The organism is Halioglobus sp. Uisw_031 (genome assembly GCF_047729875.1).
In the GTDB taxonomy this organism is placed as follows: Bacteria; Pseudomonadota; Gammaproteobacteria; order Pseudomonadales; family Halieaceae; genus Marimicrobium.
Map to the genome: position 1 here is coordinate 3,667,835 of NZ_CP159826.1, position 21,088 is coordinate 3,688,922.

The 21,088-nt window shown below is 48.9% G+C and carries 15 protein-coding genes and 1 pseudogene; 10 read left to right on the forward strand and 6 right to left on the reverse strand.

What is annotated here, in order from left to right; all coding sequences use genetic code 11:
* Positions 1 to 88: 88 nt before the first annotated feature.
* From ABXT62_RS16585 to ABXT62_RS16595, 3 genes are all read right to left on the reverse strand, one after another.
* On the reverse strand, positions 89 to 1,285 hold the full coding sequence (locus tag ABXT62_RS16585) for a glycosyltransferase family 4 protein (RefSeq protein WP_415356449.1): 1,197 nt from the start codon (positions 1,283 to 1,285) through the stop codon (positions 89 to 91).
* Positions 1,266 to 2,579, reverse strand: coding sequence for a nucleotide sugar dehydrogenase (locus ABXT62_RS16590; protein WP_415356451.1), 1,314 nt, complete (start codon positions 2,577 to 2,579; stop codon positions 1,266 to 1,268). The genes ABXT62_RS16585 and ABXT62_RS16590 overlap by 20 nt, the downstream gene beginning before the upstream one ends.
* A gap of 101 nt (positions 2,580 to 2,680) precedes the next feature.
* A complete protein-coding gene (locus ABXT62_RS16595) occupies positions 2,681 to 4,612 on the reverse strand; it encodes an alginate lyase family protein (protein ID WP_415356453.1) in 1,932 nt (643 codons plus the stop codon).
* Positions 4,613 to 4,827: 215 nt separating this feature from the next.
* Here ABXT62_RS16595 and ABXT62_RS16600 point away from each other — a divergent pair, with 215 nt between their 5' ends.
* The 4 genes from ABXT62_RS16600 (at position 4,828) to ABXT62_RS16615 (ending at position 8,123) form a co-directional block, all read left to right on the forward strand.
* A complete protein-coding gene (locus tag ABXT62_RS16600) occupies positions 4,828 to 5,967 on the forward strand; it encodes a glycosyltransferase family 4 protein (protein WP_415356455.1) in 1,140 nt (379 codons plus the stop codon).
* A 201-nt stretch (positions 5,968 to 6,168) separates the two neighbouring features.
* Positions 6,169 to 6,972 carry a sulfotransferase family protein gene (locus ABXT62_RS16605; RefSeq protein ID WP_415356457.1) on the forward strand — a complete coding sequence of 268 codons (804 nt, stop codon included), beginning with the start codon at positions 6,169 to 6,171 and terminating at the stop codon, positions 6,970 to 6,972.
* Positions 6,973 to 7,038: 66 nt separating this feature from the next.
* Positions 7,039 to 7,419 carry a glycosyltransferase gene (locus tag ABXT62_RS16610; protein ID WP_415358236.1) on the forward strand — a complete coding sequence of 127 codons (381 nt, stop codon included), beginning with the start codon at positions 7,039 to 7,041 and terminating at the stop codon, positions 7,417 to 7,419.
* Positions 7,386 to 8,123 carry a glycosyltransferase gene (locus tag ABXT62_RS16615; RefSeq protein ID WP_415356459.1) on the forward strand — a complete coding sequence of 246 codons (738 nt, stop codon included), beginning with the start codon at positions 7,386 to 7,388 and terminating at the stop codon, positions 8,121 to 8,123. The genes ABXT62_RS16610 and ABXT62_RS16615 overlap by 34 nt, the downstream gene beginning before the upstream one ends.
* Before the next feature lie 677 nt (positions 8,124 to 8,800).
* Here ABXT62_RS16615 and ABXT62_RS16620 read toward each other — a convergent pair.
* Positions 8,801 to 10,162 carry a hypothetical protein gene (locus ABXT62_RS16620; RefSeq protein WP_415356460.1) on the reverse strand — a complete coding sequence of 454 codons (1,362 nt, stop codon included), beginning with the start codon at positions 10,160 to 10,162 and terminating at the stop codon, positions 8,801 to 8,803.
* A gap of 2,215 nt (positions 10,163 to 12,377) precedes the next feature.
* Here ABXT62_RS16620 and ABXT62_RS16625 point away from each other — a divergent pair.
* The 5 genes and pseudogenes from ABXT62_RS16625 to ABXT62_RS16645 all read left to right on the forward strand — a co-directional run.
* Positions 12,378 to 12,536, forward strand: a pseudogene (locus tag ABXT62_RS16625) (hypothetical protein); the annotation flags it as partial.
* A 314-nt stretch (positions 12,537 to 12,850) separates the two neighbouring features.
* Positions 12,851 to 14,149 carry an ArnT family glycosyltransferase gene (locus ABXT62_RS16630; RefSeq protein ID WP_415356461.1) on the forward strand — a complete coding sequence of 433 codons (1,299 nt, stop codon included), beginning with the start codon at positions 12,851 to 12,853 and terminating at the stop codon, positions 14,147 to 14,149.
* Positions 14,146 to 14,670, forward strand: coding sequence for a TRAP transporter small permease subunit (locus ABXT62_RS16635; RefSeq protein ID WP_415356462.1), 525 nt, complete (start codon positions 14,146 to 14,148; stop codon positions 14,668 to 14,670). The genes ABXT62_RS16630 and ABXT62_RS16635 overlap by 4 nt, the downstream gene beginning before the upstream one ends.
* Positions 14,667 to 16,028 carry a TRAP transporter large permease gene (locus tag ABXT62_RS16640; RefSeq protein ID WP_415358237.1) on the forward strand — a complete coding sequence of 454 codons (1,362 nt, stop codon included), beginning with the start codon at positions 14,667 to 14,669 and terminating at the stop codon, positions 16,026 to 16,028. The genes ABXT62_RS16635 and ABXT62_RS16640 overlap by 4 nt, the downstream gene beginning before the upstream one ends.
* Before the next feature lie 33 nt (positions 16,029 to 16,061).
* Entirely contained in the window at positions 16,062 to 16,454 is a 393-nt protein-coding gene (locus ABXT62_RS16645) for an acyl-CoA thioesterase (RefSeq protein ID WP_415356463.1), read from the forward strand.
* Between the two features lie 70 nt (positions 16,455 to 16,524).
* Here the strand turns inward: ABXT62_RS16645 and ABXT62_RS16650 are convergent, their stop codons facing one another.
* Together ABXT62_RS16650 and uvrD are read right to left on the reverse strand one after the other, a co-directional pair.
* Entirely contained in the window at positions 16,525 to 17,703 is a 1,179-nt protein-coding gene (locus ABXT62_RS16650; RefSeq protein WP_415356464.1) for a TRAP transporter substrate-binding protein, read from the reverse strand.
* Positions 17,704 to 17,719: 16 nt separating this feature from the next.
* Positions 17,720 to 19,870, reverse strand: a complete 2,151-nt coding sequence (uvrD, locus tag ABXT62_RS16655) for a DNA helicase II (protein ID WP_415356465.1) — start codon at positions 19,868 to 19,870, stop codon at positions 17,720 to 17,722.
* Between the two features lie 143 nt (positions 19,871 to 20,013).
* Between uvrD and ABXT62_RS16660 the strand changes: the two genes are divergently transcribed.
* Positions 20,014 to 21,051: an SPOR domain-containing protein gene (locus ABXT62_RS16660; protein WP_415356466.1), complete on the forward strand. Its 1,038-nt coding sequence runs from the start codon at positions 20,014 to 20,016 to the stop codon at positions 21,049 to 21,051.
* Positions 21,052 to 21,088 lie beyond the last annotated feature (37 nt).

Consider the following 21,088-nt stretch of genomic DNA (forward strand, 5'->3'; position numbering starts at 1 on the left):
GGATTAATTACTGGCTAGCTGGCATTAATAATTGATATAGGCGGGGCTCGACTAGACTGCTCAGCTATGTCCACAGTCTTCTTAATGGCTATAAAAACAACAGCCGATAAGCCTCGAGCAATTTCGGCTCCTCGTATTTCCATTCTAATTCAGTAATAATGCGATTTCGACCAAAATCACCCATAGCCTTTCGCTTTACCTGATCGTCAAGTAACAAGAGTATTTTCTCCGCTAAGTCTTTCGTATCATTCCTGCGTGCATAGAGAGATGCCTCCTGAGCTGAAAAGCGCCCTTCGCTTAAATCGAACTGCACAATGGGCTTGGCCAACGCCATATATTCCATGATTTTATTCATCGTGGACTTATCGTTCATCTCGTTGGCCACGTCAGGATTTACACAAACATCTGCTGTATTGAGCATTTCCAGCATCTGCTGATCTGAAACGCGTCCGGTAAACGTAACATAGTCCTCTATCCCTAACGCCTTCGCATAGGCCTGCAGGCTAGTGAGCTCTGTTCCGCCTCCTACCAGCCCGAAGTGCACATCAGTTCGGTTTTTTTGTTCTACAATATAGTGCAGAGCTCGCAACAAGTAATCGATGCCTTCTTGCTTACCCATCACTCCCACATAACCGACTAAATGTTTTCGACCTTTTTTAAGGGCGAGTACTGGTTCAATGATCTTTAATCGATTAAGTTTCGGACCGCTTCTAACAACTGTCACTTTGTCGGGGTGCATACCACCGCGCTCTATGGCTATCTGCTTGTAAGATTCGTTGGTGGCGATAGATCTATCAGCTGTTTTGAACGTGAGTCTCTCGCAAAGTAGCATTAACCGATAAAAAAAATCGCGCCGACCGAACTTAGCTTCATAGAGCTCAGGGTTAATGTCATGGTGATCGAAAAGAAATTTCTTGTGAAAAAAGAATTTGAAAAATCCACCGACAAGAAAGATCAAGTCCGGTGGATTACAAGCATGAATTGCATCAAAGCCATGGCTGAATAACACTTTGAACGACAGGTAAAACTCCCAATATAGCGCTACACCGTATTCTAGCGCATAGCCTAGAGCACCTTCAGCCTCCGGCGGTAACGGATGCCGGTAGATATGGATCCCATCTAGGCATTCATACTTTTCTTCATAACCTTTGCCGGTAGGGCAGATAATAGCAACTTGGTATCCATTTTGATGCAGCGTTGTCGCCTCCTGCCAGACTCGGCGATCGAATGGAGAAGGAAGATTTTCAACTATAAAAAGGATTCGCTTACCAGCAGATGCCATCATACCGCCCTGCAATACTGCGATGATTGACTATTCTGACCAAGTCAACAATCACCTGCTCTTCGCTGGTCATGGCAATGATATTTTTAAACTCGTTCGCACAGTTACCAATGACAATGGTCTGTCCATGGGAAATTGCTTCGTCGAGTGTTTCCACCATCAGCGAGGAAATGTGGGGGATAGCATTGAGGATATAGTCTTTATTGGCGCCTGTCAGTCTTGCGAGGTTTACGCTTTTATCATATAGGCACAGTTCATACCCCTTCCCGATCAGGCGCTCTACCACTTCAACCAGTGGACTCTCTCGCAGGTCATCGGTCCCTGCCTTGAAGCTAAAGCCCAGTATCGAGACTTTTTTGTTGCCCTTATCCATAATCATCGCTACGCCGCGATCAATTTGCTTGGCGTTATTAGTAAGGATGCTACCAATAATTGGGAGCTCTAGATCGAGCGACTTCGCTTTGTAATTAAGTGCCCGTACGTCTTTAGGTAGGCAGGAACCGCCAAAGGCGAAGCCCGGCTTCATGTAGTAGGGTGATAGGTTGAGCTTCGTGTCTTGACAAAATATATCCATGACGTCGTGGCCGTCGATACCGATGGCTTTGCAAAGATTGCCAATTTCATTGGCAAAACCTACTTTAACCGCATGCCATACATTATCGGTGTATTTCACCATTTCCGCAGTTTCGATGTCGGTCCGAATGAGTGGTGCACTGAGGTCACTATATAGCCTTGCTAGCAACTCTCCACTTGTTGTGCCAATTTCCCCAATAACTGTTTTAGGCGGATTATAGTAATCGTATATCGCAGTGCCTTCTCGCAAGAATTCGGGGTTATTGCAAACACCAAAATTGACGCCCGCCTTTTTACCCGAAATCTTTTCGAGAGTGGGGATAACAACGTCACGCATACTGCCTGGCAACATGGTACTGCGTATCACTACGACGTGAAAATCGTCCTTATTTCGCAACACAGAGCCAATGTCTTGACACACTCTCTCGACAAAGGATAGATCCAAGTTGCCATTTGCTTGACTGGGAGTACCAACGGAAATAAAGGAAATCGTTGTATTAGTGACCGCGTACTCCGCATTACTCGTCGCCTCTAATCGGCCACTAGTGACGCCTGCTACAAGCAGCGCTTCCAGATCCTTTTCGATAATTGGAGCCAAGCCCTGGTTGATCAGGTCCACCTTTGTCGGATTGGGGTCGACACCGATCACAGTGTGCCCGTCGCTGCTCAGGCATGCAGCAGAGACAGCCCCCACATAGCCCATGCCAAAAATACTGATGTTCATACTGTGGGCACTATACATAAAAGAATGTACTCATATACTACTGTGTAAAATCCCATAAACGCAAATTTGTAAGGTGTTATTTTATTGCTATCACGTTGCCGCTAGACAGTGATGTCGACGATTAGTGTAGTAGACCCGCTAATCTTGAGGCTTTCCACCACAGTAGTTATCGGAGCTTTGACATCATAGGACTTTGATATCCAGCCAATTACAGGGTTTTCGGCGCCGCGGCTCACAATAATTTCACGATGTGCGAGGGGAGTAAACGTGAACCCAGCAGTTTGCCCTTCACGTGTAACAGAGATGGCATCTTGCTCGACAGCTATCTCACAGGCTTCCGCAAAGTGCCAGATACGTTCTACCAAATGTTGGCCTACACATTCGATATAGTCAGTTACACGGAAGCGGCGCAGATCCGCGTTGTATTCTATCTCTCGCCGGTGGGTAACAGGATCGGACAGCCGATGGTATCCGTTGTGGCTAGCCAGCAAGCGCTGCTTTTTCCTGCTGCTCTCCCATATCTCGCACACCGCTTCAGCTTTATGAATCCACATAAAGTTGCCGCCAGATTCGGATTGGTCCGCAGAATCTATACGCACGGTATTATGCGCCAACGTTCCTCTGAAATAGTCCCTCCATACTTTTTGTGTGTGGTAAGCGTATGTGCCAGGGTCCACCAGTATCTCGTAGCCGGCTACAGACAGCACCATAGACAACGCATCTGCATGGCCGTGTGCCGCGATGCCGAGGTAGCCCAATGGGCCTACATCGACAATACATTTCACTTCCAGTTCGGTGTCAAAGTCACCCCCAACAATATAGTATCCGCCAGTAGGGTAGCTCCTATTCAAACTGACTTTTGTCACGCTTGCGCCACCTTCGCGAGAGTAGTCAAGCCCAAGCAACCACTGAGTCTTATCATCAACAGCGCCTGCTTTTTGCAAATACTCAGGTCGACCGAACAGTAATCCACCCGTCGCCAACAAGGACTTATAAGGACAAAATTTCTTATCAGGACAAAGTCGGGTCACGTAGCCGTCGTCAGCATCACCAATCATGGGTACATTACCCTGAACATCCATGATCGAGGCCACAAACCCGATCATCTGATCCAATCGTTCCCAGTAGGCGGCAGGAAAATCATGATTCGTAGATCTCGCCGCCAAACCAGAAAATAATAGAAAGTCGAGCACAAATTGCTGATAGGAAACAGCCTGCTCCCGATTCACCCCGTCCTCGGTATTCTGTGTCAGTGCCTCTTCCAGCAAAATACGATAAGACACCTCCCGCCACTGCCCCCACGCCTGCCAGAAAGGCCATGTAACTGAAGCAATATACAATCCGGCCGCCTCGCCGATAAGATGATTGTTCGCCGAGGAATACCGGGACCAATACAAGTTAATGCTGTGGCAATGCTGGTAAATAGAATTAAGCCAACGCTCCCGCAATGCTTCACCTCGTCTTCCCCGAAAGAGTTCGGATTGCTCACCCCCAATCAGCTGCCACACGATGGACCAGTTTATGAGGCGAATGCCCAACTCCAAAGAGCTCGTCCAGTTAGGGCCCAGAGGATAGGGGCACTGTTCCAGCCAAGACGAAAGCTGCTCGGCAAAACCATCAAGGAACCGGCGCTCTCTCGACAAGGCATAAGCCTGTGCTAACACAACCCACTGCAGATGCCGATTAGGCTCCCAAAGATACTTGATATCCCCGACCACTTCGGAGTTACGATAATCTAGCGCCCTGCCAAACATAAGAGGGGCATGAACACCAGATTTAGGGTCAGTATTCCATAAGGGAATAGAGCCCAAACTGGCCGGTCTCAATGCAAAAATAGGCACCTCGCCACCAAGTACACGTGTGGCTTCCTCCAAATAACCATCCGCTGGCAACGCCGTACTGGATTGCAGCCAGGGCCTAACCTTAATTGAGAGATCTGGAGCAGGAGCGAGCTTAGCGCTAAAAAATCCAAGGCGTTGCAGATTTATAAGGCATTTTTCTCTGATGCGATGTAATAATTCTGACACTGACATGCAACGTAAGCGGTTCCAAAACCATCTCAATTTTTCATTAGTTTTTCTGAAAGCACTCATTGCTATTTGTATTCACCTCCAAAAAAACAGCCGCCCATACTCGAATCGAATAGGTTAAACTGCCCGTACGCTAGAAAATGATCTGCGCGAGCACGCCACCATTATACGTAAAATTGTCTGCTTGGTTGGGACGCCGAACATAAAAGGTCACTTCAATGGCAAAAAAAAATATTTTAATCCTAACCCCCAGCCTGCACAACAGTGGCGGAGTCGCCAATTACTACAGCATTCTGCAGAACAAATTTCCATTCGACTACGCGTTTTTCATCGTCGGTAAGCGAGAGGGAGATGCCCAGAAAGACACCAGGACTCGCCATCTCGTCAGGCTGATCTCTGACTACTGTGCATTTATTCGGACATTATGGCGCAGTGATCTCGATCTCGTACTTATCAATCCATCTCTCAACTTTAATGGCTTCAGTCGAGACTACATTTTTTATCTTATTGCGAAGCTTTTAAAAAAGAAAACCATTGTGTTTTTTAGAGGGTGGGATGACAACTATGCCAAAGTAGTATTCACTGGGAAATTTCGCTACTTTTTCCGTCCTTTGCGAAACACAGACGGATTTATAGTGCTAGCGAAATGCTTCAGCGATACCATTACCTCTCGCTTGAACACATCACGCGTCTTTGTTGAATCAACGATATTTGACGAACGTATATTGCCACAGGGGTATGACGCACTTTATAACTTAAAAAATCCCAATGAGAAAATACGTATGCTTTTTCTCTCACGCATTGAGGCAGATAAAGGTATTTATGAATCGATTGCCGCATATAAAGCACTTCGCGCCAAAAATGTGAATGTCGAGCTTGTGATTGCAGGAGATGGAAGTGAGGCCAGTAATATTCAACGGATGATTGCTGAGCATGATGATGAGGGCCTACGGTACCTAGGGAGAATAAGTGGTGCTGAAAAAGCAGATGCGCTTTTATCATCAAGCGTACTCTTGTTTCCATCAATGCATGCTGAAGGAATGCCCAATACTGTGTTGGAGGCAATGGGATGTGGGCTTGCTGTCCTGACAACCAGAGTCGGGGGGATAAACGATTTTTTTGTCGGTGATTTAATGGGGGCCGAACTGACAGGAGATCTTACTCAAGGAATCGTAGGGGCTGTCTCGGCACTGGTCAGTGACAATGCCCGTCTTAAGTCGATCTCCGAATACAACTATAGCTTTGCAAAGCAGTACTTCCACTCTGAAAGAGTGGTTGAGCGCCTAGACCATATTATTGATTCGGTAATTCATAACTCCGACTGTGGATCCTTCTGGTACGAATCCGAAGCCCGCTAGGGCAGGAAGGCGATGCAGGGTATTTTAGCAAGAGGATCCGGCCGACTGTTCTTTGTGTTTCATCTGGCGTTTTTATTGGCTATGATGCGTGAAACGCAATAAGACTAACTGACATCTCTATGCTAATCTCAGGCCGGTAATCCCAGAATGCTTCCGAGTCGCGTATCTTTAAATAAAACTCTCTGTAAATGGGAGAATGGATTGGCAACCATCGGTGGCCTGCGTGCAATCCAAGGGCAAGCAGCAGCGACGGATCACCCCATCTTTGTCATCGGAACAGGACGCTGTGGCAGTACATTATTTAGTCGAGTTCTTGAGTCTCACGAGGACATCCTTATTTACCCTACAGAAGCGAATAACCTGTTCTACCCGAAGACATATCCTTTTCGTGACGCGCAGATAAAGACGCCACCGATTTTGGAAGACCCTGGCTTGTACACGGAGCTTTCAGTAGGCGCCTGGCCGGCTGGTCATGAAACTAAAATACGCAATACTTTAAGGGGGTTCCAGTGCCTCAATAAGCGTGGGAATGTTTTTGTGCTGAAGAGTGCAATGATATCCTTTCTTATCCCACATCTGTTACGCCTCTTTCCCGAAGCGAAGTTTATTCACCTGTATAGATATGGCCCTTCCGTCGTTACGTCGCTTATAGAGAAAGAGCTGCACAAATACAAAAATTTAACGACAAGGAATGATTTTTTAATTTGGGCTGCAGGTTATTGGAATAGCTGTATCAAGGAAATTGATAGGGCTAACACGAAGTATTCGCTGACCGCTAATGGCAAACTTTTAGAATTGAGTTATGAAAGTTTCTGCGAGGACCCAAAAGCTGTGTCCAAAAAGCTCGCTCGGTTTATGCGGTGTGACCCAGCCAAGTTCACCTTCGACTTCTCAACCGTCAAGAGTACTAATTATAAGGCTGACGCCATGAGTCCTGACGATCTAAGGCTCGTTTGTGACGTAATAAAATCCAGCCTCGACCTTAAAGGTTACTTGGAAACTTGATGAAACACTCTAGTAAAATCGACCACTTATCTATCTTCGCTCTTTAGCATGAAAATTCTCATATTAATGCGAGGCTGCATCTTTACCGCTCGTGGTAGCGCAGAAGTGCAACTCAATTTTATTAAGGACGCGTTTTTCAGGGCTGGTCATGAGGTCCATTTTACGTGTGATGAGAAGGTAAGCGTCCAGATTGATGATCCGCAGGCAACTTACCATAGCCTCCCGGATCGCGGGAAACGTGCCTCATGGAGAAATTACGGCGTTATAAAGAGGCGGGTCGCCGAAATTAAACCCGATATCATTTATCAGCGAGTTCGGCAGGGTTACACGGCTTTAGGTGCAGTTATCGCAAAGCAAAATGGGATACCATTTGTACACCATATTAGCGCAGATTATGCCTGTAAAAAAATCGCGTGGCGTTTGATCAGAGCTTTTTGGGCGGTCTAGTTTTAGAATATTTGGGACGCTACGGCATAGCACATACAGACCTTCGGATTGCCCAAACAAAAATACAAGCTAATATGCTGAAGGCCAATTTTGGCCTCGAGAGTCTAGTGATTCCCAACGGGCATCCTGCACCGTCGCGACAGGGCGTAAAAGCTAACCCTCCGGTGGTTCTTTGGGTAGCAAATATTAAGGCATGGAAACAACCGAAAATCTTTATAGACTTAGCCAAACGGATGAGTGATACCGAAGCAAAGTTCGTTATGACAGGGAAAGAAAGGGACAAAAAATTTCATAACAAATTTCTTGAAATGATCCTCCCTGTTCAGAACCTCGAGTACGTTGGGCAATTATCTCTAGAGGAGGTCAATGTCTGGCTTGCAAGATCTAGTATATTTGTTACCACGTCGCTGCCGCGTGAAGGATTCCCTAATACCTTTGTTCAAGCCTGGTTAAGATCTGTACCCGTGGCTTCACTAAGCTTCGATCCAGATGATATTAACACAACACAGGATATCGGATTTTTGTCCAAGACTTCGGATAACCTTGAGAGGGATGTGAGAGTTTTGCTATCGTCTCAGCAAATGAGGCTTGAGATGGGCGCCAGGGCAAGGCTTTTCTCGCTAGCTAATTTCCACACACCAGTGACCGATGCGGTCTACCTGCGCGAATTTCGTCGGCTGGTTAACGCAACGCAAAAATTGTAACTTGGCTGTTTTTTCACCCATAGGCGTGCTGCTGGAGGGGGGCTCTCGAAAGAACAGCACAACGGCTGTTAAAAAGAGTTTCTATCGATGATATACGTTGTGTTGCGAACCCCGTTCAGGTCAAAGAAGGCTGGGGTGGAGCAAAAATCGACCAATTCCCCCCCTATAACTTTTTTGCTCTTTTTCACAGTGGAAGCGAAGAAGAAGCCATAAAAGATATGCAGAGTTGTTATTACCAGCGAATGCTCGTCCATGGGCACATTTTTATACCTAAAGCAGAGGGGGTATGGCAGGCGGCTCAATGCATAGGGATATAGACGTGCAGCATGAGGTGACTGGAATTTCTTTGGCAAAGGATTTTGGAAATGTTAATTATGACCTCGTCTTGCGGGTTATAAAAAAGTGAACTATAGATTTGAGCCGTTTCGGTCTGTAAGAGACCACGGACAGAAGTATTCTTGGGATTTTGTCCGGCTAATTCCCGGGGATGGCACGTATCATTTGCGGGGAGTTCATCGCCGGGTTGCCGCCTTAGCGGTTTGTGGTCACCAAGAGGTGACAGCTACCGTTTCGGAGTCAATATTTCTAAAGACAATCAGAAAAATAGCGACAAAACTCTTCTAGTGAAGAGATCTTCCAGTTCTGGTCTACTTGCACAGTAGGCAGATATGTTATCTTTAAGCTCCAGCCCTTGTCGCCTCAGTATCTCCCGAAATCATATGGGCCCTAATGTTTGCGGTCATTTTTTTCCGCTCGCCTTTCTTCATTCGCAGAGCGTTCGCGGCGACCATGCCAGAATAAAACCAGAAGGTATATGCGATAGCACTATCTCGAAACATATCGCGAAAAAACAACGCCAATGTTGCTACTGCAATTACACCCGTCCACCCCAGCGCAAGCTGGGCTGAGATACCCTCTCCTTTACTAAGTTTTCTAGCATCGCTGTAAAGCATGTAAAAGAAAATAAAATATATTATAAGACCAAGTACACCAATCTCCCACAGGAACATAGAAACAGTGGAGTCGATACGAACGGTATAGTCACCAGTATCGGGTCTATCAGCAGCAAGGCTCTCTATAGCAGAGTCAGAAACACTGCCTATACCCAAGCCAAAAAATAGTTTGAACGGTTCATCAGACAGCTGAACCAACGGGAGAAGCACGAGATCAACATAGCCTGTTTTATTCACCCTGCGAGCGTCAATAGCGCCGCGATTTAGATAGTTCTCAGCTGTGCCGCTAGTAAAAAATTCGATTATCCCGCCCCGCCGACTTTCTCTGCCGAATTGAGCAAAATAATCATATGTCGCCACAAATCCGACCCCCACGACTGCCAGCACTGTGAGCACGCCCAGAATCTGTTTGCCATTTTTCCTATTGCTCCCCGTTCGAAAATTAATCAATATTGGAACAACAAACGCCAAGGGGATGTATCCGATACTCGCCTTTGATTCAGATAACATGATCGGCATGGACATGAGAAACAAGAAAGTGACATAGCGAGCGGTCGTCATCCGTTGCCGCAGATAAAATGCAGTCAGAACCGCCATGGCTCCAGCAAGTAAAATCGGGATCTGACCACCACTAGACAGTGTTCCTGAGATATGGTCTCCAGAACTAGTAATGCCAAATTGTATAAATTTTTGATACAAGGCAAGAGGCCCTTGTAATAACACGAAAGCCAGTAGCAATTTGAGCTGTGAGCTGATCTGCTTTTCACTAAACGTGAAAACTGCAGGCAGGAAGAAGAAAGGCAGGAACTTTAAGTAGTTACGAACTCCGACGATCAAAGAACCCGCAGTAGTGGAGTTCGATGCCACCCCAACGAGCATTACTGCTAATAAACATAGGAACAGAATTACATACTTCTTAGATATCGCACCGTCTCTGGAGGCGGATAAAACCAGGACAACTAGGACCGCAATCATAGACAGTATGTCTGGCAACCACGCTATAGACGTGTGAATAAGATCCAACTTAACTGACAGATAGTCTAAAAAGAAAACAGAGGCGAACAGCAAGTAGATAAATTTATTCATTTATATCCAAAAAACAGAAAGGAGCCGTCAACCGTCCCTTTCAGTATCATTGTGTACACTCTGGCATCTCGAAAAAGCTGAGTCAATCATGCTAAACGCGTCGGGCCCCATTTATTAATGATAAAGTCCATAACTTTAGAAGTCCTGGCATCTAGCCTCAGCAGTGTAAACTAGAAATTTTTTTCAAGGAGGTGCCGATATGTCCTACAAAACATTCTACGTCTGCACGTTTAACTCTGACCCGCTAGATATCTTAGCACAGTGCTTGCGGGGGCGATGTCCAAATAGGTGTATTTTTCAAATAGTAGCGCGTTGCCCCCCGAGTGTGATGCCCAATACAACGCCCGCACAGTTTGGCCCTTGCACTGTCAGATTTCGCCTCTTTGCGTCTTATGTTCTTACCCTATAATGGCTCCAATGGCGTCAGAGTTTACGCTATAGGCGCAGAGTCGGGGACTCCCCCCATAGTCGGTCTCGCATGTGCCGCTCTCTCTTTAACGTTGACGAAAGTGGTTATTCTTTACTAAGAAGCATGTCTCATTGCATTAGTTGATCCCCGTCATATTGAATACTTCGGCAAAGGGGATCTTGGCTACCACGATTACTGTTAGGACGATGTGCATTATCAACAAAAATGGTCTTTCGGGTTTTGGTTCATCGGGTCAATAAACATTAAGAAGACTAGAGCGTCTATTTTTATACGTCTAAATACTGAATGGCCAAACCAAAAATAGGCCTGTGGTGATTTCTAGATAGGAATCATATTCCATGTGCTTTCTCAATATTGATATCTGTAACTCCTCAGCGCTAGGCTCATCGAGTGTTGCCCTTACAGCCCACCCCGGACTAATGATATTGGCGATATTTCTGTAGTTAGTGCCCGTCATGCCAAAGCGGTCTACAGCATCAATGCTTCTGAGCAGTTTTGATCGGGGTGCCCTGTTTGACTTATGATCGATCGTTAGAAGAGGACTGGGGTTTTTGATGCGGAAAATTGGCGCGTGAAAACGATTAAAGATGCCTGCGCATGCTAATGGCCCCCTATGCAAAAAGTCATAATCTGTTAGCTTTGACCTGCCTCGCTATGATGCACCGGCATAGCCTCCTAATTTAAGATATGTCACCGCATCTTCTACGCCGGCTGGGCTAACAAGAAAATTAAGGCCTATTATCGGAATCTCCGGGCACACCCCTTTCGTCCTCAGATAAGTTTTAGCGATCGCGCTATCTATAGAACAAGAAAATGTCGGGGCTAGTATCGCATCAACTTATTAGTTGCTTGTGCAGTCAAATCATAAATGAAATCGCGAGTTATCGTATCTCTTGGTCCAAGCATCGAAAACCCTAAAAGCGCACTGCAGGTCAGCGCCTCGCTATCTGGAGTAAACCCTTTAAATGGCCCGCCGCGCCTAATGAGAAGAGGACAACACAACGGGGTTGTTAACACTGCCTCTGATCGAATTGCCAATGCTACCCTGGGAGTCTTGAATAACTCGAGAGCAAGCACGGCGCTGAATCGTCAGTATCTTTGGCTCGGCGTCGCCATCGGGGCTCCGGGTGAGAACATACGAGATTCGAGCGACCCTAGATTGGAAAGACATGGGCGATCTGGTGTCTATTAGCTGGGTTCTTGCGGCCTCGCGAGTAAAAGCTGGAGCTTCTGCAATTGCATTCATTTTATAGACTTTACCCGACCGGATAGATGGCGTTTTGTAGGGTTTTAAATAAGCTGCCAAAAGCAAGTGTTACAGTCAGAGTAATATCAACGCGAAAGCCGATGACTATAAAATGCAAACATAAAGTAGACCAGTATCGAGCTTTATAAATTCCCCGTCGGCTTTCAAGTGCTCACACGAGAGACCAGCTGTTAGCCTCGGCCGCGTCTCTTTACCTAAGGAAAATGTGATCGCCTATACTGGACGTATCGAGGCTGCTTCGGAAAAGCATCTATAACAAACTACGCAGGAAGTGCGTTTTCTGCGATTGCGATATTATTATCACGTCGCTCCCCAAAAGTGGTCGGACTTGGCTCACATTTATAATAGGGAAGACGCTATAGTACAATTTAAATAGTACCAATAATCTCCTACCCACGCTCGAAGCACTGGCAACAGCTTCTTATTAATCAATTCCGAGTTTTCTCATGGGCCACGGTGAGGCGACATTCTGAGCTCGCCAGGATTACTTTGACTCATCCAAGGCCAAATACAAGAACAAAGAAATTATTCTGCTAGCCCGAGACCCCAAAGATGTTGCGGCCTCTGCGTACTTCCATAGGAGCAAACGTGAGAAGAAGTCATTTAACCGGTCTTTCTCAGGTTTCTTTCTCAACGAAGAAATGCGAAGTGGGTGGCTTCGTCGAGCATTTCTCTAAAGGTGATCTAGTCTATGCTGATTCGTTGATAAAAGAGCTAAACCCCGTATTTGATTATTACCCCATTCCTGGCCTCGGTTTATGGGGGCTAACGGCCTTTTTAGCTTGACCACGTTACCGCTCGTCTGCTCATACATAAACTAGGCCGCAGGGGCTATGAGGCTTTGGGCCGTCTATTTTCCCATCATTGATGCGTTGCCGGCACAAAGTTCACTATTTGTGAATTATTTCAGTACTTTAAGCGCTAAAGACTATGCGTAGGGCAATGGAAAATTGTATGCTCGGCGTCTAAGAACTATATAAAGTGACAGCTCTTGTCTAGAAGAATAAACAGCGAAGTTTTTTTATGTGGGCGACAGGTTTTATTTCTTATATTTCTTGTTGCACTCCTCACTCGCGTTGTATTCGCTTTTACGCTGAAGGACGGCTTTTATTTTGCTGACGAGTTCGACTATACCGTCATTGCCCGTTATTTTGTTGAGCACGGTACGCTTCCGGAGAGTTTTGATCGCTCACCATTGTTCCCGCTGTTTCTCGCTGGTTTGTTCAAAATGGGTGGCGAAAGTTTCTTTTACATCCGTATTGTACAGGCAGTGCTCGGCGCGATTATCGCACTGCAGATTGCCCTTATCGGAAGACGTGTCGGCGGATCAAGCGTGGGTATTGTCGCCGGGGCTTTATGGGCCATCTACCCGATGGGTATTTTTATGAGCGGGATACTTTATCCAGCAATTCTACTAACGAGCCTGATGACCTCGGCGGTGTTATGCCTTTTGGCCAAGCGTGATAGCCCAGTATACGTTGCATGGGTTGCTCTTGCCGGCCTACTATTGGGTGCAGGCACCCTCGCAAAACCTATGGTTTTGTCATCAATCGTGGTTGTGGCGTTGTGGCTTTTTGCGCAAAGAAGATCAGGCCGCTTACGTTTGCTACTCGTATCTATTTTTCTAGGGTCCGCATTAATGTCTCTGGTGCCATGGACGCTGCACAATGCTGTAAAGTATGGAAAATTCGTTCCGGTTGAAGCAAGATCGCTTGACGAGCTAGTCCCTTGGGCGGAAAACGCGGCGGCTCCAACAATTGAAGGCAAACGTGGCCAGGGGCAATTAATTCAGGCCAAAGGCGATAGCACCCCAGTAGCTCAACCCAGTGCTGATAGTAAACTGGTGAAAATGCTCACTCGGATGGCAAAGCGTTATCCGCATGAATTTGTGTCGTTTTTCGAGCTTTATCCAACCCGAGTGGGCTTCCTCAACCAAGCACAAAGGGAGAACGCGCGTAGAAAAAAAACCGAGCGCTTTGTCCGCTATATCCCCTTCGGGTCTGATCTTGTAATGGCCGTCAGTATTTTTAGCGTAGGGCCTCTATACCTTTTTGCCGTTGTGGGCATGGCTTCCATGTGGCGAGGACGGGAAAAGCGACGAGAACTTTCGCTTTTTGTCCTGCTGGTGATGTCATTCGCTCTGAGTTATGCGGTGTCCTGGGGTAAAATTCGGTACCGGGTTCCTGTCGACCCCTACATCATCCTTTTGAGTGCGTGGGGTGTGGTCGCAGTCTGGAACAGCGTGTTTAAGAAAAAGCCGACCGCGCTGCGGCGTCAAGACACAGCATGACTGCTGGATCAGTTATGCACATGTGTGTGCATAGCATCGACACCTTTACCGACTACAGCGGCCGCCTGCTCGCCTGGCTTACCCTTGGCATGGCTTTACTTACCGGGTTTATCGTGGTTCTGCGCTATGGCTTTGGTATAGGCTCGATCCCCGCACAAGAAGCCGTAATTTACATGCATGGCAGCCTATTTCTGCTAGGTGCTGCCTATGCACTGAAGGTTGGCGCTCATGTTCGAGTCGATATTTTTTATCGAAACTTCAATGCGCGGGCGCGTGCCTGGGTTGACAGCCTCGGCGGTATTATATTCCTGCTCCCGCTGTGTGGCTTCATACTCATCAGCAGTACAGATTACGTTAGTACGTCTTGGGCCATGCGCGAGACCTCCGCAGAACCCGGCGGGATTCCGGCCGTGTTCCTCCTTAAAAGCCTCATCCCGTTGATGGCAATAACCCTTGCGCTGCAGGCCGTCGCGGAAGTATTCCGTAACGCTCTTATCCTGACAGAGAGCGCAGAGAAATAGTGGAGTACCTCTCTCTCTATCTATTCCTGGCAGTTTGTCTATTTCTGATGCTGGGATACCCAGTAGCATTTACGCTCGCCGGAACGGCACTAGCCTTCGCTACAGGAGGAGTGCTTACTGGGGTTTTCGATGCAGGCTTCCTGTCTGCCCTCCCTGCCCGTATTTTCGGTACCGTCAACAACTCCACCCTCATCGCAGTCCCACTGTTCATTCTTATGGGCACTATCTTGGAAAAGTCACGAGTGGCTGAAGAGCTGCTCGACAGCATGGCACGATTGTTCGGTAGTTTGCGCGGGGGACTCGGTATTTCTGTCGTCGTGGTCGGTATGTTTCTCGCAGCGAGCACCGGTATTGTCGGCGCCACTGTGGTGACGATGGGCCTTCTGTCTCTCCCGAGCATGTTGCGCAGCGGCTACAGTCCTTCTCTCGCAGCTGGAACGATCTGTGCAACTGGCACGCTAGGACAAATTATTCCGCCCTCCATTGCCCTAGTGCTGCTAGGAGACATTCTCTCCAACGCCTACCAACAGGCTCAGCTGAGCACGGGCACCCTCAACCCCAAGACAGTATCCGTGGGTGACCTGTTCATGGGCGCACTCATTCCGGGGCTGATACTCGTCGCGATGTACATTTTGTATTTGCTGGTCCAGGCCCGACTAAAGCCAGAGACGGCGCCGCCGAGCGCACTTGAGCCCGTCTCCGCCGGCGTGGTGGTGCGCGGCCTGATACCGCCACTAGGGCTAATTATACTCGTCCTCGGGTCGATTCTCGTCGGTGCCGCAACGCCGACCGAAGCGGCCGGTATCGGCGCGATTGGTGCACTCTTACTGGCTATCGCCAAAAGACAAATGGGCTTCGTGCGACTCAAAGATGCCATGCGGCAGACACTCGAGATTACCTGCATGGTGTTTATGATACTGATAGGGGCTGCAGTGTTCTCACTTGTTTTCAGAGGTTTTGGTGGGGAAGAGCTGATACAAACGTTTTTCTATGGCCTCCCTGGGGGCGTGATGGCTGCTACTTTGGTGGTAATGGTAGTGATTTTCCTACTGGGCTTTATTCTCGACTTTATCGAGATTACCTTCGTGGTAGTGCCTATTGTCGGCCCGATTCTTCTAGCGATGGGACTCGATCCCGTCTGGCTGGGCATCATGATAGCGTTAAACCTACAAACCTCATTTCTCACACCGCCCTTCGGTTTTGCGCTTTTCTATCTGCGAGGGGTTGCGCCTGAATCAGTGACCACAAGCGCTATCTACAAAGGTGTAGTTCCCTTTATACTCATGCAATTAGCGTTGCTAATCGCGCTGTGGTTTTGGCCAGGAATAGCAACCTGGTTACCTTCGGTAACCCAATAGACCGAGCGGTCCAATTCGAAAAAGGTAATTGACATGAGTGATATCGATACCGCACCTGCACCGCACGGCGACCTTGCCCTACAAACGGTCGCCATGCCGAAAGACACCAATGCCAACGGGGACATTTTTGGAGGCTGGTTATTGTCACAGATGGATATTGCAGGAATGATTACGGCCAGCGAGGTCGCTAGTGGCAGGGTAGCCACCGTCGCGATCAATGGTATGGCGTTTCTAACGCCTGTCCATGTCGGCGCCGTGGTGTCCTGTTATTGTGATGTGCTTGAAGTGGGGCGCAGCTCTATTCGAATTATAGTAGAAGTCTGGATCAACTCGCAGCACGACCGAGAGCCTATTAAGGTCACTGAAGGAGAGTTTGTCTTTGTTGCCATTGATATAAATGGTCGCACGCGCACCATTCAACAATAGTCATTCTGAGGAAAGCCTAACGCAGGGCTGCGGGTATATTACGCTCACCAATAATCTGCTCCATGCGGCACTAAAAATCCTCGTCGCCAAATACCTTGTCACGAGCGTTAAGATAAGCTTGCTCTGAAATGTGGTGGTAGTTGCGCACTCCCTTATAAAAATCACTGTAGGAGGCATAGACCTTCGCTGCCATTGGGTCAGATTCAACGAGCTCTTGCATCACCACTTGAGTACCGTGCCAGAGGGCGAGCAGTACATCGTCCGGAAGACGGCGCAGTTGCACCCCGTGTTCATCGACCAGGCTTTGCAGGGCGGCGTTGTTACGCGCAGTGTACTCGTCTAACATGTCTTGATTAGCGGCTCGCGACGCGAATCTGACAATGGCTTGCAAGTCCTTCGGCAGCGCCTCTAGAGAATCCTTGTTAACGACAAATTCGAGGATAGACCCGGGCTCATGCCAACCGGGATAGTAATAATATTTTGCCACCTGATGAAACCCCAGCGACTTGTCGTTATACGGGCCTACCCACTCGACTGCATCGATAACTCCGGTCTGCATAGACGTGTAAAGTTCACCCCCAGGAATCGTTACGGCAGTACCGCCCGCTGCCGCAAAAACTTCTCCGGCGAGCCCTGGGATACGCATCTTCAACCCTTTTAGGTCCGCAATTGAATTAATTTCCTTGTTGAACCAGCCCGCCATTTGCACACCGGTGCTGCCGCCCGCCATCGGCACCAAGTTATAAGGGGCGTATGCCTCCTGCCACAACTCGAGGCCACCGCCGTAATGTAGCCAGCCGTTAGTCTCCTGCGCGGTCAGGCCAAAAGGCACGGCAGTAAAAAACACCGATGCGGGGACTTTGCCCTTCCAGTAATAAGCCGCCCCATGACCTGCATCCACGATGCCTTCGGAAACGGCCTCAAACACGCCCAGTGCAGGTACTATTTCTCCGGCACCATACACGTGGACCGTCAGCCGACCGTTACTCATTTCCTCGACAGAGCGTGCAAAATTTTCTGCGGCAAAGCCCAGACCGGGGAAGTTCTTGGGCCATGTTGTAATCATCTTCCACTGAAAGTGCTCGCCTCCGGTGCCGCCGATAGACGCGTTATTGCTGGAGGCCGGCTTAGTGCCCCACCGGTCTGCAGCCCAAAAGCCGAGTGTCGCCACGAGCGCGGCTACAAGCAACAAAATAACCAGTGGCATAGACTGCTTTTCTTTAGAGGTGTTTCCCATTCTCGATTTCATCTCCACACCTGCCGCATTACATTAACTGGAGGTTAGCGTATTGCAACACCAGCCACTTGCTGCCATCAGTATCAAAATTGACTTCCACCCGAGCACTTGCGCCGCGCCCTTCAAAGTTTAGCACGACACCCTCTCCAAAAACCTGGTGATAGACTCGCTGTCCTAGTGACAGCTCGGTGTCAGGTACCTGGGCCTGACTTAGGCTGCTCACAGGCTGTGTGATCGTGCCGTGCACTCGCACCTCTTGTAGTAACTGTGCGGGAATTTCCCGAACAAATCGCGAGGGCGTATTAAACGTTTCGCTACCGTGTAGGCGACGGCATTCGGCATAGGTGATGATGAGCTTTTTCATCGCTCGGGTGATTCCCACATAGCACAGCCGTCGCTCCTCTTCCAGGCGCCCCGGCTCCTCCATAGACATTCGATGGGGAAACAAGTTTTCCTCCATGCCTGCAAGAAAAACCAGAGGGAACTCCAAACCTTTAGCGGAGTGAAGGGTCATCAGTTGGACGCTGTCCTCGTGTTCCTCCGCCTGAGCATCCCCTGCATCCAGAGCTGCACGGTCAAGAAATTGCTGCTGCGGTGAGCGGTCATCATCCTCCGCAACAAACTGCTTAGCGGCGCTGACCAATTCCTCCAAGTTTTCGACTCGTGCCTGACCCTTCTCGCCTTTCTCATTCTTGTGATACTGAAGCAGCCCAGATGTCTGTATTGTATGATCCACCAGCCCTTCTAAAAGAAGGTCGCCCGTCCCGGAGTCCAACTCGTTAATCAAAATAATGAACCCTTCGAGGGCGCTCAAAGCCCTAGCAGGCAAACGTTTTTCCTCCAGCACAGCGGTAATGGCTCCCCACAACGGTATACCCCTGTCACGAGCACACCCGCGCACAGCATCAAGTGTCTTGCTACCGATACCCCGTGGCGGCGTGTTAATGACTCTTTCCACTGCCGCATCGTCGCCACGATTTAGCAGCAAGCGCAGATAGGCTAGAGCATTACGGATTTCCAGTCGCTCATAGAAACGCTGCCCACCATAAATACGGTAGGGTATGGCACTGCGAATCAAAGCCTCCTCCAGCACGCGTGATTGCGCGTTCGAGCGATACAAAATGGCGACCGAAGAGCGATTGTTGCCATCAAGTAACCACTGCTCTGCCTGCTCTACGATATAGCGAGCTTCGTCATGCTCGTTATACCCTGCGTAAAGGCTTATCGCTTCGCCAATCTCTCCATCGGTCCAGAGCTCCTTGCCTAGCCGACCAGAATTTTGCGCAATCACACCATTAGCGGCCTGTAAAATTGTCTGGGTCGAGCGGTAATTCTGCTCCAGGCGAATAGTCCGGGTATCGCTAAAGTCTTCGGTAAAACGTTGAATGTTCTCAATCTTTGCCCCGCGCCAACCGTAAATAGACTGGTCGTCATCTCCCACGGCGACCACGGGAATGTGTGCGCCGGCTAACACCCGCAGCCATGCGTACTGAACCGTATTGGTATCCTGAAACTCATCCACTAGAATCTGTCGAAAACGGCCTTGATAGTGCTTTAATACTTGGGGCTTTTTAAGCCACAATTCATGCGCGCGCAGCAGCAATTCAGCAAAGTCCACCAAGCCAGCGCGGTCACACGCAATCTCGTAAGCGCGATACACCTGCAACATGGTCTGGACAAATAAATCCCCTGGCGGCGCATCGATATGCGCGCTGCGCAACCCCTCATCTTTTTGTGTGTTGATATACCACATGGCTTGTTTGGGGGGCCAGCGAGACTCATCCAAGCTCAAGTCCCTGCACACTCGCTTAACTAGGCGGAGCTGATCGTCACTATCCAGTATCTGAAAATTTTGCGGCAGACCGGCGTCCTGCCAGTGTGCCTTCAGCAGCCGATGAGCGAGGCCATGAAAGGTGCCGACCCACATGCCGTGGGATGGGATTTGCAGCATTTCCTCTATACGACTGCGCATTTCCCTGGCCGCTTTATTGGTAAAGGTCACTGCCAGAATTGACCACGGGGAAAAGTTCTCCGCTCTAATTAGCCATGCGATGCGGTGCACAAGCACCCGCGTTTTGCCGCTGCCGGCGCCGGCCAGAACAAGCATATTCTGGTTTTCTGCGGCGACAGCATCCCGTTGGGCCTCGTTCAGAGGAGAGAGAATATCAGATACGTCCATATGCCTATTCTAACTACATTCGAACCGTGGAACGTACCCTTATTCTTTATCAATGCCCAACAGCAGTTCCTTCACAATGATGTTGCCTTACCGGTGCTTTATGATCAAACTGGGTTGTCGCGATACGCAGGTGCTGTTACGCCATGTCCAAAGACAACCACGAAGGCTCAGATGGTGACAGTGAAACGTCCCCTGATGTCGAATCCAAAAATAAACAGCAACGTCATGAATCCGGCTTTGGGGGTTTCAACGCCAACGACGAGTATGAATACGAAGAACCAGATAGGGATATTGACTACAGCTCGAGCTACAGTACTGATAGCGAAGATGAGGGGTTTGACGACGCGAGTTCGGATGATGAGGAACAAGACGCCTTCTCCTTCGAGGAAGAGGGTGAAGAAGAATACGAGTCTGACCAGACTCTTGCAGGGGAGCCCGACGACTGGCTCGAGAATGAAGATAACGACAATGATGAAACTGAAGATAGTACCCAATCCTGGCCGTTAGGCTTGATTGCCGTTGCGGCTGTAGCCCTCATGCTGTTAGCTGCCGGTGGTTACGGCGTCATACAGGAGCGCGCTGAAACCGTGGAAGAGCTTCGGCAGTTGCGAGAGACTCTGACGACAGTGACAAGCCTTGACGATGCAGGCGTTAGCCAAAAAGCCCTGCAGACGCTTAAACAGTCGTATGACGGGCTGACCATAAATGCAGAAGCGCTTATGCGCGAAAACCGCCGACTGACGAATGCTGTGGCTGAACTTGAGATCCAACTGGAGGCCAGCCAAGCCTTGCTGCCAGCTAGCAATAAAGTGATTGTCACGTCGGTCTCAGCGGAAACACAGCGTTCTGCATCGAACAGCGCTGACCCGGTAGCACCTAAACCCTCTACACCAGTATTCGTCAGCCCTCAGCCTGCGGCGGTCACGGCCTCCTTGACGGCATCTTCAGGTGCTTGGTTCGTCAATGTTAGCTCCTACAGTACGCGCGCCGCTGCAGAAAAATGGGTGGACAAGGTGCGCCCTGACGCGGGCAAAGTTATCGTGTCCGCAAGCACCAGAGAGGGTAAGACATACTATCGGGTTAGGGTGATCGGGCTGGCCAATAAAAGCGCGGCCGCGCAAGTAGCGCGTAAGTTGGAGGCAGAGTTAACCCTAGATAAGTTGTGGGTCGGCCACGAGTAGGCCGCTGACAATGTCTCGGCCTGACTTGGCAGAAGCT

Bases quoted from the DNA above. Each gene is read 5' to 3' on its own strand.
- ABXT62_RS16585 (WP_415356449.1), bottom strand. From the start codon at position 1,285: ATGATGGCATCTGCTGGTAAGCGAATCCTTTTTATAGTTGAAAATCTT.
- ABXT62_RS16590 (WP_415356451.1), bottom strand. From the start codon at position 2,579: ATGAACATCAGTATTTTTGGCATGGGCTATGTGGGGGCTGTCTCTGCT.
- ABXT62_RS16595 (WP_415356453.1), bottom strand. From the start codon at position 4,612: ATGTCAGTGTCAGAATTATTACATCGCATCAGAGAAAAATGCCTTATA.
- ABXT62_RS16600 (WP_415356455.1), top strand. From the start codon at position 4,828: ATGGCAAAAAAAAATATTTTAATCCTAACCCCCAGCCTGCACAACAGT.
- ABXT62_RS16610 (WP_415358236.1), top strand. From the start codon at position 7,039: ATGCGAGGCTGCATCTTTACCGCTCGTGGTAGCGCAGAAGTGCAACTC.
- ABXT62_RS16620 (WP_415356460.1), bottom strand. From the start codon at position 10,162: ATGAATAAATTTATCTACTTGCTGTTCGCCTCTGTTTTCTTTTTAGAC.
- ABXT62_RS16635 (WP_415356462.1), top strand. From the start codon at position 14,146: ATGACTGCTGGATCAGTTATGCACATGTGTGTGCATAGCATCGACACC.
- ABXT62_RS16645 (WP_415356463.1), top strand. From the start codon at position 16,062: ATGAGTGATATCGATACCGCACCTGCACCGCACGGCGACCTTGCCCTA.
- ABXT62_RS16650 (WP_415356464.1), bottom strand. From the start codon at position 17,703: ATGAAATCGAGAATGGGAAACACCTCTAAAGAAAAGCAGTCTATGCCA.
- uvrD (WP_415356465.1), bottom strand. From the start codon at position 19,870: ATGGACGTATCTGATATTCTCTCTCCTCTGAACGAGGCCCAACGGGAT.
- ABXT62_RS16660 (WP_415356466.1), top strand. From the start codon at position 20,014: ATGTCCAAAGACAACCACGAAGGCTCAGATGGTGACAGTGAAACGTCC.